The sequence below is a fragment of the Stutzerimonas stutzeri genome (genome assembly GCF_024448695.1).
GTDB classification, from domain to species: Bacteria; Pseudomonadota; Gammaproteobacteria; order Pseudomonadales; family Pseudomonadaceae; genus Stutzerimonas; species Stutzerimonas stutzeri_T.
This window is the reverse complement of the sequence record NZ_JAMOHY010000020.1, coordinates 41,402-55,554: the sequence shown is the minus strand read 5'-3', so window position 1 is coordinate 55,554 and position 14,153 is coordinate 41,402. Positions and strand designations below refer to the sequence as shown.

Below are 14,153 nucleotides of genomic sequence, written 5' to 3'. Positions count from 1 at the left end.
TCTTTACATCCACTACACCCCGCCTGGTGGATCGATAAAGTGCAATCCCCGAACAGCCGCCAGCTTCGTAGGGTGGACATCGTTTTTTATGTCCACCGCACCCTGCTCGCTGGGTCGATGAAGCATGACCCACCCTACGAACTACGACCTGCCTTAGCGTCCAGCCTCAAGCGCTTTTATCGGTTTTATCACTACCCCGCCCTTCTCAGCAAAAACAGCCCCGCCAGCGCACAGATACCTGCCGGCACCAGCACCGCCAGCAGCGGCGAGAAGCCGAACACCTGGCTGGCTGGCCCGAGCAGATCCTGCATGATGCGGAAGACGAAGCCGACGATGACGCCGGTAAAGACTCGCTGCCCCAGGGTAACCGAGCGCAGCGGGCCGAAGATGAACGAGATGGCGAGCAGCACCAGCGCCACTGTCACCACAGGCTGCAGAACCTTGGTCCAGAACGCCAGCCAGTAGCGCCCGTTATTGAGACCCTGCTCGCCAAGATAATGGATATAGCGCCACAGCCCAGTGATCGATAGTGCGTCCGGCTCCATCACCACTGTCCCCAGCAGCTGCGGCGTCAGCTGTACATCCCAACGCTCTTCAGCCGTCTTGATCACCTCGGTATGGTCGCCACGAAAATGCGTCGTGGCGATACCGCTGAGCTGCCAGTGATCGTCCTGATAATGTGCGCGCCGGGCGAAGCTAGCCGACAGCAGTTGGCGCTGCTCGTCGAAGTTGTAGCGCGTCACACCCAACAGCACACCACCCGGCTGCACCGCGTTGACATGCACGAACTCCTCACCCTGCCGATGCCACAGACCGCGCTTGCTGCTCTGCGCCTCACCCGCACCCTGCGCTGTGGCGCGGCTGGCCTGGGCAACATTCTCGCTCCAGGGAGCCAGATATTCGCCAATCAGTACGCCGACCAGCATCAACACCAGCATCGGCTTCATCACCGCCAGGACAATACGCCCCAGGGAAACACCCGCGGCCCGCATGATCGTCAGTTCGCTGTTACTGGCCAGCATCCCCAAGCCGATAAGACAACCAATCAGCGCCGCCATTGGCAACATTTCATAGACACGCGACGGCGTCGTGTAGAGCACGTAAAGCGCGGCATCCAGCGTGCCGTAGGCGCCTTTCACATCACCCAGCTCGTCGATAAAGGCGAACAGCAGCGCAAGCCCGACAATAACGCCAAGGACGCTTAGAATGGCCAACAGGACATGGCTGCCGATATAGCGGTCGAGCTTACGCATGGGCCACCCCCGCCCCTGCACGACGCTTATCAAAGGCAAGCCTCAGCGGTTCCCAGTAGAGCATCAGCATCCCGATCAGAAAGAAAATCCCGTGAACCCACCAGAGCCCCAGCGCCGGCGGAATTCGCCCCTTGTCCAGCGCGCCTCGCGCGGCGACCAACAAAGCCAGATAAGTCATGTACAGCAGAACGGCTGGCAGCAGCTTGAGGAAGCGCCCCTGTCGCGGATTCACCTTTGACAGCGGCACCGCCAGCAGGGTGACGATGAACACCAGCAGTGGCAGCGAAAAGCGCCACTGCAGCTCGGACTGCAGACGGATGTCGTCACTGCCGAACAACTCCCGCGTAGGCAGCGCTTCGCGCTCGCTCAACTCGATGCTGACTTCCGGCTTGGGCAGCAGGACGCCATAGGTGTCGTACTGGATCGCCCGGTAGTTGGCCTGCCCAGGGTTGCCGTCGTAGCGATAACCGTTTTCCAGAATCAGATAACGACTACCGTCTGCCTGAACCTCCTGACGCCCGCTTTCGGCCACCAGCACCGACAAGCCGCGCTCCTCTCCCGTGGCACTGGACAGGTTGGTTTCGGAAATGAAGACACCGGCCAGCTGTGCGCGATCCTCCGTCAGTTCCCGGGTATAGGTGACACGCGTGCCGTTGCGCAGCGTCTGAAAGCGTCCGGGAACCAGAGTATCGAATTCGGTCAGCGAGTCCTGTTCATTGAGGATGCGGTCAACCTCGGCAACACCCTGCGGCGCAAGCCCCAGGCTCAGCCAGCCGACCAGCGCGGCGACCAGCGCGGCAGGTGCCAGACTGTAAGCCAGCAGGCGGCGCTGACTCATGCCCGTCGCGGACAACACGGTCATTTCGCTGTCCAGATACAGCCTACCGTAGGCCAGCAGGATGCCGAGAAAAAGCCCCAACGGCAGGATCAGTTGCAGGAAGCCGGGCAGGCGGAACCCCATGATCATCAGCAACACACCAGGATCGAGCAGCCCTTGTGCGGCCTGGGCCAGATATTTGATGAAGCGACCACTCATGATGATCACCAGCAGCACCGCACTCACGGCGCTCAGGGTGATCAGCAACTCACGGGACAGGTAACGAAAGACGATCAAACCAGACACTCCAGGGTTGTCAGGCTCCGGCGGCTACGCTCACACTAGCCGCCACGCAGCCGGCCCGCCCGCAACAGCCGCTGAAATCGATATACGGATTTTCAGACGACGCGCCAGACGAACCACCGAAAACAAGCCCGGCATTATCCTGCAAACCCGACTCTTTGTCTTGGGGACTCGACACCATGCAATTTGTTGTAAAAACCGCCAAAGCGCCCGCAACCAAAACTGCCACCCTGGTCCTCCCGGTTGGCGAAGACCTCATCCTTGGCAAGATCGCGCAAGACGTTGATGACGCCAGTTCCGGCGCCATCACCGCCATCCTCAAGCGCGGTGATGTGCAGGGCAAGCCGGGGCAAACCCTGCTGCTCCAGCAATTGCCCGGCATCAAGGCCGAGCGGGTATTGCTGGTGGGCACTGGCAAAGCCGATGAGCTCGATGCGCGCCAGTGGCGTAAGGTTGTTAACGCCATATCCAGCGTTCTGAAGAACCTTGGCGGCAGCGATGCAACGCTCGCCCTGCAGGATGTGCAGCTCAAGGATCGCGATAGCTACGCGCGCACCCGTCTGCTGGTGGAAACCCTCGCTGGCGGCCAGTACAGCTTCGATCAGTTCAAAAGCAAGAAGGCCGATGCCCGCCCGCTGAACCGGATCACGCTGCTCAGTGACAAAGCCGAGCAGGCGCAGACCGAACAGGCCGCCAGTCATGCCCAGGCCATTAACTCCGGCATGAACTTCGCCCGCGATCTGGGCAATCTGCCGCCGAACATCTGCCACCCAAGCTATGTAGCCGAGCAGGCCAAAAAACTGGCCAAGGCATTCAAGGGCGTGAAGGTCGAGGTGCTGGACGAAAAGAAACTGCGCGAACTGGGCGCAGGCTCCTTCCTCGCCGTGTCGCAGGGCAGTGACCAACCCGGCTGCATGGTCGTGATGCAGTACAACGGCGGCAAGAAAGGTGAGCAACCCTATGCGCTGGTGGGCAAGGGCATCACCTTCGACACCGGCGGCATCAGCCTCAAGCCCGGTCAGGGCATGGACGAAATGAAGTACGACATGTGCGGCGCGGCCAGCGTGCTCGGCACCTTCCGCACCGCCCTGGAGCTGCAACTGCCGCTCAATCTGGTGGCCGTGCTGGCATGCGCGGAAAACATGCCCAGCGGCGGCGCCACCCGCCCCGGCGACATCGTCACCACCATGAGTGGGCAGACCGTCGAAATCCTCAATACCGATGCCGAGGGTCGCCTGGTGCTGTGCGATGCACTGACCTATGTCGAGCGCTTCAAGCCGCGCGCGGTGATCGACGTGGCGACCCTCACCGGCGCCTGCATCGTCGCCCTGGGCAGCCAGACCTCCGGCCTGCTGAGCAACGACGACGCACTGGCCCGTCAGTTGCTGGATGCCGGTCGCAACGCCGACGACCGCGCCTGGCAATTGCCGCTGTTCGATGACTATCAGGAACAACTGGACAGTCCTTTTGCCGATATCGCCAACATCGGCGGCCCCAAGGCCGGCACCATTACCGCCGCCTGTTTCCTCTCGCGCTTCACCAAGGACTACTCCTGGGCACACCTGGACATCGCCGGCACCGCCTGGGTCAGCGGCGGCAAGGAAAAGGGCGCAACCGGACGACCGGTGCCGCTGCTCACCCAGTACCTGCTGGATCGGATCGAGTGAGATGAGCCGGACAGTTGACGGTACGCCTGCATGACGCGCATCGAGTTCTACGTTCTGCCGGACAGCACGGCGACCGGTCGTGCCAGAGCAGCCTGCCAACTGGCCGCAAAGGGCTGGCAGCACGGCCTGCCCGTGTTCATTCGCTGCCAGGATGAAGCGCAATGTGCCGAGATGGATGAACTGCTCTGGCACTTTCGCGCCGAGCGCTTCATCCCTCATGAATGCTATGAGCAGGACCCAAAAGCCCCGGTCGTGATCGGCCTGGAACAACCGCCAGCAATCGATCAGGGCCTGCTGATCAATCTCGCCCGAACGCTGTCACCGCATATCGATCACTTCGGTCGGATCATCGAGATCGTCAACCAGCAGCCGGAGCTGTTGAACGCCTGTCGCGAAAACTTTCGTCTGTATCGCCAGCAGGGCTATGATCCGAAGCGCGTCGAACTGTGAACCCTGTCGCAACTTGATAACCCGCCGCCAACCGCCAGGATGCGCTACTGCCCGGAACCCTCTTGATAATGACGTCAACACCCCCACCCAGACCTGCGCATCTGCTCGACGAACTGGAATCCATACGCGCCCTGCTCGGTGATGAGCATGATCCGCTGGTTGACCCTCTGGACCCTGGCAGCATCCCTGTGCTGTCGGAAATCGTCGAATCTGCCGCACCCGCTCAACAACCTGCCCAGTCACCGGATGAGCCACGTGAGCCCGCTGTACGCACGGCTTTTCGCACCCTCGCCGAACGTCACCTGGACCACGAACTGCGTACCGCGGCGCAGCTTATCCTGCAGGAAGTGATCGACGATTTCGTGCCACAGATCGAGGCCGAACTCAAACGCCGCCTGGAAAGTCGCGCCGAGCAATTGATTCGCTCGCCTCGCCCCTGAACACGCACTCAAGGCCACAGGCCAGCAATTAACGGCAGCAGATTCGGCCGCTTCGGCACTTTGCCTTTATACTCCACGGTTTTTCCGACCAGCCGTTCTAAGGGTCCCGCCGAATGGACAAGACCTACCAGCCGCACGCCATCGAGACTTCCTGGTACCAGACTTGGGAAGCCAACAATCACTTTGCGCCCCAGGGTTCAGGTGAGCCCTACACCATCATGATTCCGCCGCCGAACGTCACCGGCAGCCTGCACATGGGCCATGGCTTCAACAACGCCATCATGGATGCGCTGATCCGTTTCCGCCGCATGCAGGGCCGCAACACCCTGTGGCAGCCAGGCACCGACCACGCGGGTATCGCCACGCAGATGGTGGTCGAGCGCCAACTGGGCGCGCAAAACATCAGCCGCCACGACCTAGGCCGTGAGAAGTTCCTGGAGAAGGTCTGGGAATGGAAGCATGAGTCCGGCGGCAACATCACCCGCCAAATCCGTCGCCTGGGTTCGTCGGTAGACTGGTCGCGCGAGCGTTTCACCATGGATGAGGGCCTGTCCGAAGCGGTCAAGGAAGCGTTTGTGCGCCTGCACGAGGATGGTCTGATCTATCGCGGCAAGCGCCTGGTCAACTGGGACACCAAACTGCACACCGCCATTTCCGACCTGGAGGTGGAAAACCACGACGAGAAGGGTCACCTCTGGCACATGCGCTATCCACTGGCTGACGGCGCACGCACTGCCGATGGCAAGGATCATCTGGTGGTTGCCACCACCCGCCCGGAAACCATGCTCGGCGACGCTGCCGTTGCCGTGCATCCCGAGGACGAGCGCTACAAGGACCTGATCGGTCGCCACATCCTGCTGCCGCTGGTCAATCGTCTGATTCCCATCGTCGCCGATGATTATGTCGATCTCGAATTCGGCACCGGCTGCGTGAAGATCACCCCGGCCCACGACTTCAACGACTACGAAGTCGGCAAGCGTCACCATCTGCCACTGATCAACATCTTCGACGAAAACGCCTGTGTTCTCGCTCGCGCTCAGGTGTTCAACCTCGACGGCACGCCAAACGACCGGGTCGACGCGACCCTGCCAGACGGCTACGCACGCATGGACCGCTTCGATGCTCGCAAAGCCATCGTCGCCGAGTTCGAGGCCATGAGCCTGCTGGAAAAAATCGACGATCACGCCCTGAAAGTACCTCGCGGCGACCGCTCCGGCACCATCATCGAACCCTGGCTGACCGATCAGTGGTACGTCTCCACCAAGCCGCTGGCTGACAAAGCCATCGCGGCAGTGGAAAGCGGCGAGATCCAGTTCGTGCCCAAGCAGTACGAGAACATGTACTTCAGCTGGATGCGTGACATCCAGGACTGGTGCATCAGCCGCCAACTCTGGTGGGGACACCGCATTCCGGCCTGGTATGACGAAGCCGGCTACGTCTACGTTGGTCGCGACGAAATGGAAGTGCGCCGCAAGCACAACCTCGGCGCCGAAATAGAGCTGCGCCAGGATGAGGACGTGCTGGATACCTGGTTCAGCTCCGGCCTGTGGACCTTCTCCACCCTTGGCTGGCCAGAACAGACCGAGTACCTCAAGACCTTCCATCCGACTGACGTGCTGGTCACCGGTTTCGACATTATTTTCTTCTGGGTTGCCCGGATGATCATGCTGTCCACCCACCTGACCGGACAGATTCCGTTCAAGACCGTCTACGTGCACGGCCTGGTACGCGATGGCCAGGGGCAGAAAATGTCCAAGTCCAAGGGCAACGTGCTCGACCCACTGGACATCGTCGACGGCATCACCCTGGACGAGCTGCTGACCAAGCGCACCAGCGGCATGATGCAGCCCAAGCTGGCCGAGAAAATCGCCAAGCAAACGAAAGCGGAGTTCCCCGAAGGCATCGCCAGCTACGGCACCGACGCCCTGCGTTTCACCTTCTGCTCGCTGGCTTCCACCGGTCGCGACATCAAGTTCGACATGGGGCGCGTCGAGGGCTATCGCAACTTCTGCAACAAGCTGTGGAACGCCGCCAACTTCGTCTTCGAGAACACCGAGGGCAAGGACACCGGCGTCAATGGCGAGCCTGCGGAACTGTCCTCTGTGGATCGCTGGATCATCTCCTCGCTGCAACGCACCGAAGCCGAAGTGACCCGCCAGCTGGAAAACTTCCGTTTCGATCTGGCAGCGCAAGCCTTGTACGAGTTTGTCTGGGACGAGTACTGCGCCTGGTACCTGGAGCTGGTCAAGCCACTGCTGTGGGACGAGACTGCATCCGCCGAACGCCAGCGCGGCACCCGCCGTACCCTGGTGCGCGTGCTGGAGACGGCGCTGCGCCTGGCGCACCCGTTCATGCCGTTCATCACCGAAGAAATCTGGCAACGCGTTGCGCCGCTGGCCGGCAAGTCCGGACCTACGTTGATGCTGCAACCCTGGCCGGAATTCGATCCGTCGCGTTTCGATGAAGCGGCCGAAGGCGACATCGAGTGGGTCAAGGCCTTCATGCTCGGCATCCGCCAGATTCGCGGCGAAATGAACATTTCCATGGCCAAGCGCATCGACGTAGTGCTGGGCAATGCCTCGGCATCCGACCTGCGCCGCCTTGCGGAAAACGAGCCGCTACTGAAGAAACTGGCCAAGCTGGATAACGTTCGCAGCCTCACCGCTGGCGAAGAAGCGCCGCTGTCGGCCATTGCCCTGGTCGGTGACATGCAGGTACTGGTACCCATGGCCGGACTGATCGACAAGGATGCCGAACTGGCGCGTCTGGACAAGGAGATCGCCCGCCTCGATGGCGAAGTCAAACGCATTGGCGGCAAACTCGGCAACGCCGGCTTCGTCGACAAGGCGCCTGCCGACGTCATCGACAAGGAGCGTGCGAAACTGGCCGAAGCCGAACAGGCCAGAGCCCGCCTGCTGGAGCAACGCGAGCGCATTGCAACGCTCTGAACAGAGCGCTTCAACAGAAAAGGCCAGCCCGAAAGGTGCTGGCCTTTTTGCTTAAAGAGACCCTCTTGATTGATGACAAGTTATTACCGGAATCACTGATACACTATGCCGCACATGAAACACCCTTTTACAAACTGGCAGGCCGTTAAAGCCAAGACGAATCGCTCGAAGACGTGAAATGAGCCCTCAGCAGCGAAGCGCGGTGCCCTGATGCATCACGCCGAACGCGCAACCGTTTATCAGCAGCAGGCAACAGCCTCGCACGCGGTTCCCGACTTGTTTCACCTCCGATAGCCGATCATCACTCTGCCAGCCGCTGAGGCTGCGTCGCACGTCCGCATGCCCGGCAAGGTTCCTCAAGATGGAGTCCCTCCGATGTATGCACTCATGGCTGTAGTGTTCGTCTTGGGCTATCTATGCATAGCCTTTGAACATCCCCTGAAAATAGACAAGGCCGCCGCAGCGATTCTGACTGCGGTGCTGACCTGGACCATTCTGGTGCTGGGCGCTGACCAGATTCTTCCGCTGCTGCAACCCGGCACGCATGACCCGGCAGATTCCTCCGCCGTAGTGGTCGAAGCACTGCGCCATCACCTGGGCGAAGTGTCGGAGATCCTCTTCTTCCTGCTTGGTGCGATGACCATCGTCGAGCTGATCGACTCCCACGAAGGCTTCAAGGTCATCACCGACCGCATCCAGACACGCAAGCGTGTCCATCTGTTGTGGATCATCGGCTTTCTGACCTTCTTCCTCTCCGCCGCGCTGGACAACCTGACCACCACCATCGTCATGGTCTCTCTGCTGCGCAAGCTGATCCGCGGTCGTCCCGAGCGCTGGCTGTATGTCGGCGTGGTGGTCATCGCGGCCAACGCCGGTGGCGCCTGGTCGCCGATCGGTGACGTGACCACCACCATGCTCTGGATCGGCAATCAGATCACCGCGTCCGGGGTAATCGTCAACCTGTTCATTCCAAGCCTGGTCTGCCTGCTGGTGCCACTGACCATCCTCAGCTTCACCCTGCGCGGTGAGGCTCCGCGCCCGCGCGCTCGGGCTCACCTGGCTGAGAAGCACCCACCGGCCACCAGCACCTTCGAACGCAATCTGGTACTGGGCCTTGGCCTGGGCGCCCTGTTGTTCGTCCCGGTGTTCAAGACGGTGACCCACCTGCCCCCGTACATGGGCATCCTCTTCGGCCTTGGTGTTCTCTGGGTGGCGACCGAGTTCATCCATCGCAACAAGAATGACGAGGACAAGCACCCACTTTCAGTGGTCGGCGTTCTGCGCAGGGTCGACACCCCAAGCGTGCTGTTCTTCCTCGGCATCCTCCTGGCGGTTTCTGCACTGGCCACCGCTGGCCATCTGACCCAGGTGGCCACGGCGCTGCGCGAATCGCTGGGCCATATCTACGCGATCAACTACGCCATCGGCCTGTTGTCTGCTGTGGTCGATAACGTGCCGCTGGTAGCGGGTGCGATGAAGATGTATCCGTTGGTCAGCGAGAAGATGTTGGCCGCAACGGCCGCTGAAGAGTTCGGCTGGATGTCCCAGTTCGTCGTCGACGGCAACTTCTGGGAAATGCTTGCTTACTGCGCCGGCACCGGCGGCAGCACGCTGATCATCGGCTCGGCTGCGGGTGTCGCTGCCATGGGCATGGAAAAGATCAGCTTCACCTGGTACATCAAGCGCGTCAGCCTGCTGGCCTTCCTCGGTTACACTGCCGGCGCAGCGACCTACGTCGGCATGCTCGCCCTGCGCTGAGCCAATCGCCCTGTCAGGTCGTTGTTGCCCAAAGGCACCAGACGACCTGACCAGGGACCCCGCATGACCGTCAGCAAGACCAAAACCAGCTTCTACCGCCGACTCTACGTCGCCTGGCTGATCGACAGCGGCAACGCCACCAGCGTTCCCGCACTGATGGCCGCAACCGGCATGCCCCGGCGCACCGCCCAGGACACCCTGGCCGCACTTGCCGATCTGGATATCGACTGCCGCTTCGTCCAGGATGACGGCGAACGCCACAACGCCGGTCACTATCGCATCCATGACTGGGGCGCCATCGACCGCCAATGGATCGCGCAACACCTGCCGCGCCTGAAGACCGTCCTCGGCTACCCCTGATTTGCTGCCATCACCATGAATGTCGAACTGCTGTTGGTTCTCGCCCTGCTGGCTACCTGTGTCGGACTGTTCGTAGTCAACAAGCCGCGGATGGACGTGGTCGCTGTGCTGGCGATGGTTGCCCTGCCGCTCACAGGCGTCATCAGCATCAACGAAGCACTGGCCGGTTTCAGCGACCCCAGTGTAGTGCTGATCGCCGCGCTGTTCGTGATTGGCAACGGTCTGGTACGGACCGGCATCGCCTTCCGCCTCGGCAACTGGCTGGTACGCTCGGCAGGCAGCAGTGAAACCCGCCTGCTGATTCTGCTGATGCTCGCCGTGGCGGGCCTGGGCTCGGTGATGAGTTCCACCGGCGTGGTGGCGATCTTCATTCCCGTGGTACTGAGCATTGCCGCGCGCATGAAAGTTTCGCCGCGCCGGCTGATGATGCCCCTGGCCTTCGCCGGCCTGATCAGCGGCATGCTCACCCTGGTGGCGACACCGCCGAACATGGTGGTGCACAGCGAACTGCGGCGCGCCGGCCTGGACGGTTTTGCCTTCTTCGATTTCGCCCCCATCGGCCTGGCGGTTCTGGCGCTGGGCATCGGCTATATGCTGCTGGCCCGCCGCTGGCTGGGCAGCGATGTCGCGATAACCGCACCCGCCGAGCCACGCGATACCCTGAACATCCTCGCCCAGCGCTATCGACTGCCCGAGCGCGAGCGGCGCTTGCGCGTGCTGCCCGGCTCGATCCTGGCCAATCAGGCGCTGGATGAATTGAAACTGCGCAGCCAGTACGGCATCAACGTGATCGCCATCGAACGGCAGCACAAGTTTCGCCGACTGTTGCTGATCGCCACCGGCAATACCGAGCTGTTCGTCGGTGATGTGCTGCTGGTGGATCTGGCCAGCCCGGCCATCGGCCTGCTGGGCGCCTATCAGGAGCTCGGTGTGGAGTCGCTGCAGCTGGGCGACTCCTATTACGGCGACTATGCCAACGAACTGGGGCTGGCCGAAGTGGCGCTGCCACCTGACTCACGCCTGCCGGGCAAGACCATCCAGGCGCTGGGTTTTCGCAGCACCTACAAGCTCAATGTGGTGGGAGTGCGCCGTGACCACGAGGCGCTGCAGGGATTGCTGGTGGACGAGAAGCTGAAACCTGCCGACACCTTGCTGGTGGCCGGCAGCTGGAAGCACATTCACAGGCTGCAGGGCCTGAGCCGCGATTTCCTGGTGCTCAGCCTGCCCGCCGAGATCGACGACGTGGCGCCCGCGGCCAGCCGCGCACCCTTTGCGCTGCTGGGGCTGGCGGTGATGATCGGGCTGATGGTCAGTGGCCTGGTGCCGAATGTCATGGCCGCACTGATCGGTTGCCTGGTGATGGGCCTGTTCCGCTGCATCGACATGGACAGCGCCTACAAATCCATTCATTGGCAGAGCCTGGTGCTGATTGTCGGCATGCTGCCTTTCGCGCTGGCGCTGGAGAAAACCGGCGGAATTACCCTGGCGGTGTCCGGCCTGATCAGCCTGTTTGGCGATGCTGGCCCGCACGCCCTGCTCGCCTGCCTGTTCCTGCTCACGGCAATAATCGGCCTGTTCATTTCCAATACCGCCACTGCCGTGCTGATGGCGCCGGTCGCGGTATCCATCGCGACACAACTGGATGCCTCGCCCTATCCCTTTGCGATGATCGTTGCGCTGGCGGCCTCGGCAGCCTTCATGACGCCAATCTCGTCACCGGTGAATACCCTGGTGCTGGGGCCGGGCCAATACCGTTTCGCCGATTTCGTGCGGGTTGGCGTGCCCTTCACGCTACTCGTCATGCTGGTTTCTGTAGCCCTGGTACCCATGCTGTTTCCGCTGTAGCCCGGTGCCAGCGCGTAAAAACACCAATAAGTGGCATATCGCTTCATCGCAGCGGGCGCTAAGCTCGCCGCTTTTCCAGACCAGAACGCATCATGTCCCATCGCCCTGCCCTTTTCCCGACGCTGCTGGCCGGCGCAACCCTGTTGCTCGTGGTTCACGGCTTGGGTCGTTTCATCTACACGCCGCTACTTCCCTGGCTGGTGGAAGATGGCCTGCTGACTATCCAGCAAGGCGCCAGTGCCGCCACCTGGAATTACCTGGGCTACCTGATCGGCGCGCTGCTCGCCGTGCGCTGGCATCGGGTCGCGCAGATTCGCCGCAGCCTGCCCTGGGCGCTGGCCCTGCATGTGCTCAGCACCCTGGCGCAGACCCAGGCGGAATCATCCGATATGCTCTCTGCCCTGCGCCTGCTCAATGGCATCAGCAACGGCCTGGTGTTCGTGCAGGCCCCTTCGCTGATTCTCGAATGGCTGGCGCGCCATCGCCGGGTGTCGTCCAGCGGCCTTGTCTATCTGGGCGTCTGCGTGGGACTGATTCTCTCCAGCCTGCTGGTCAGCCTGAGCAATGGCGTGCTGCAGGGCGCTGATCGCTGGTGGCCGGCTGCATTGCTCTCCATTCCCCTGGCCTGGTGGGGCTGGCGACAACTGGCCCGCCTGGACATGCCCGACCAGGAGCCGGCCGACACCACAGTCGCCAGCCCAAGTGGCCGCCTGCTGGATCGCGCCAGCACACCGCTGTTTCTGTCGTACGCCGGCGCGGGGATGGGCTACATCCTGCCGATGACCTTCCTGCCCATGGTGGCGCACCTGCAGATGGAGCCGGGCAGCTTTATAGTCGGCAATAGCTGGCTGATCGTCGCACTCGCCACGCTGCCCTCGCCCTGGCTGTGGAACCGCCTGGGCGCCCGCCTCGGCGACATCACCGCATTACGCCTGAGCTACGTTGCGCAGCTGGTCGGCGTGCTGGCGATCCTGTGGATCCCGGGGGCAGTCGGCATCCTGCTCTGCGGGATTCTGGTGGGCGGAACCTTCCTCGGCACCGTCCTGCTCACCCAGCGCCTGGCGCGTGCCCTGCATCCCCATCAAGGCCCACGGCTGTCGGCCGCGTTGATCGCCCTGTACAGCCTGACCCAGCTGGCCGGCCCCTGGCTGACCGGTGTATGGCTGGACATGGGCGGCACCCTGCACAGCGCCTTCTGGCTCGGTGCAGGTGCGCTGGTCTGGGGCTTGCTATGGATGCTGCTGGTGCCGCGCCGGGGGTGAAAGCTGTGGGACAATGCGCGGGTTTTCCTGCCTCGTTGAAGATCATGCCTGCTCCGAAGAAACCCGCCCCAGCGTCCCCCAAGCCCGACAGTGCCAAAGGCGCGCTGCACCCACGCAATCGCCATACAGGCCGTTACGACTTCCCGGCGCTGATCGCCGGCAGTCCGGAGCTGGCGCAGTTCGTGATCCTCAATCCCTACGGCAAGCAGAGCATCGATTTTGCCAACCCGGACGCTGTGCGCAGCTTCAATCGCGCACTGCTCAAGCAGTTCTACGGCATTGCCCACTGGGACATTCCGTCGGGCTACCTGTGCCCGCCGATCCCCGGTCGCGCCGACTACCTGCATGGCCTGGCCGACCTGCTGGCCGAGGACAACGCCGGCAAGATTCCACGTGGCGTGCGTATCCACGCGCTGGACATCGGTACCGGCGCCAACTGCATCTACCCGCTGATCGGCCTGCGCGAATATGGCTGGCGCTTCACCGGCGCGGATATCGATACCGTGGCGCTGGCCTCGGCGCGCACCATCGTTGCGGCAAACCAGCTTGGCAAAGGCATCAGCCTGCGCCAGCAGACCGATCCACTGCATGTTTTCCAGGGGCTTGTTCAAAGCAGCGACCGGTTCGCCATCAGCCTGTGCAATCCGCCCTTTCATGCCTCTCAGGCAGAGGCCAGCAGCGGCAGCCAGCGCAAGTGGCGCAACCTCGGCAAGCTTGACCCCAAGCGCACGCTTCCGGCGCTCAACTTCGGCGGCCAGGCGGCGGAACTATGGTGTGAAGGCGGCGAAGCGGCATTCCTCGCCCGCATGGCCAATGAAAGTACCGGCGTGGCGCAGCAGATCTGCTGGTTCACCACCCTGGTATCCAAGGCCGGCAACGTTCAGCCACTGCAGGCCCGATTGAAAACGCTCGGTGCCAGACAAGTACGAATCAGGGATATGTCACAGGGCCAGAAGCGCAGCCGCTTCGTCGCCTGGACCTTTCTTGATGACGGGCAACGTGCGCAATGGCTTGCCACCCCAAAGAGCGACAAGCCGGAGTAGGACAAGC

Annotated in this window: 11 protein-coding genes; 9 read left to right on the top strand and 2 right to left on the bottom strand. The window is 62.2% G+C overall.

Annotated elements, in window-relative coordinates:
- Nucleotides 1-191: 191 nt before the first annotated feature.
- On the bottom strand, nt 192-1,253 hold the full coding sequence (gene lptG / locus NAV32_RS13870) for an LPS export ABC transporter permease LptG (protein ID WP_256053381.1): 1,062 nt from the start codon (nt 1,251-1,253) through the stop codon (nt 192-194).
- Nucleotides 1,246-2,367 carry an LPS export ABC transporter permease LptF gene (gene lptF / locus NAV32_RS13865; protein WP_256053380.1) on the bottom strand — a complete coding sequence of 374 codons (1,122 nt, stop codon included), beginning with the start codon at nt 2,365-2,367 and terminating at the stop codon, nt 1,246-1,248. The genes lptG and lptF overlap by 8 nt, the downstream gene beginning before the upstream one ends.
- Before the next feature lie 185 nt (nt 2,368-2,552).
- Between lptF and NAV32_RS13860 the strand changes: the two genes are divergently transcribed.
- The 9 genes from NAV32_RS13860 (at nt 2,553) to rlmF (ending at nt 14,146) form a co-directional block, all read left to right on the top strand.
- The gene (locus NAV32_RS13860) at nt 2,553-4,040 is read left to right on the top strand and encodes a leucyl aminopeptidase (protein ID WP_256053379.1); all 1,488 of its coding nucleotides are present in this window, start codon (nt 2,553-2,555) and stop codon (nt 4,038-4,040) included.
- Between the two features lie 30 nt (nt 4,041-4,070).
- Entirely contained in the window at nt 4,071-4,490 is a 420-nt protein-coding gene (locus NAV32_RS13855; RefSeq protein ID WP_256053378.1) for a DNA polymerase III subunit chi, read from the top strand.
- Between the two features lie 68 nt (nt 4,491-4,558).
- Nucleotides 4,559-4,930, top strand: a complete 372-nt coding sequence (locus tag NAV32_RS13850) for a DNA polymerase III subunit chi (RefSeq protein ID WP_256053377.1) — start codon at nt 4,559-4,561, stop codon at nt 4,928-4,930.
- Nucleotides 4,931-5,043: 113 nt separating this feature from the next.
- Complete coding sequence (locus NAV32_RS13845; protein ID WP_256053376.1) at nt 5,044-7,878, top strand: valine--tRNA ligase; 2,835 nt, start codon at nt 5,044-5,046, stop codon at nt 7,876-7,878.
- A 375-nt stretch (nt 7,879-8,253) separates the two neighbouring features.
- The gene (nhaD, locus tag NAV32_RS13840; RefSeq protein ID WP_256053375.1) at nt 8,254-9,636 is read left to right on the top strand and encodes a sodium:proton antiporter NhaD; all 1,383 of its coding nucleotides are present in this window, start codon (nt 8,254-8,256) and stop codon (nt 9,634-9,636) included.
- Between the two features lie 63 nt (nt 9,637-9,699).
- Nucleotides 9,700-9,996 carry a winged helix-turn-helix domain-containing protein gene (locus NAV32_RS13835; RefSeq protein WP_256053374.1) on the top strand — a complete coding sequence of 99 codons (297 nt, stop codon included), beginning with the start codon at nt 9,700-9,702 and terminating at the stop codon, nt 9,994-9,996.
- A 15-nt stretch (nt 9,997-10,011) separates the two neighbouring features.
- The gene (locus NAV32_RS13830) at nt 10,012-11,841 is read left to right on the top strand and encodes an SLC13 family permease (RefSeq protein WP_256053373.1); all 1,830 of its coding nucleotides are present in this window, start codon (nt 10,012-10,014) and stop codon (nt 11,839-11,841) included.
- A gap of 92 nt (nt 11,842-11,933) precedes the next feature.
- Nucleotides 11,934-13,103, top strand: coding sequence for a YbfB/YjiJ family MFS transporter (locus NAV32_RS13825; protein WP_256053372.1), 1,170 nt, complete (start codon nt 11,934-11,936; stop codon nt 13,101-13,103).
- Between the two features lie 44 nt (nt 13,104-13,147).
- Entirely contained in the window at nt 13,148-14,146 is a 999-nt protein-coding gene (rlmF, locus tag NAV32_RS13820; protein WP_256053371.1) for a 23S rRNA (adenine(1618)-N(6))-methyltransferase RlmF, read from the top strand.
- The last annotated feature ends 7 nt before the right edge of the window (nt 14,147-14,153 follow it).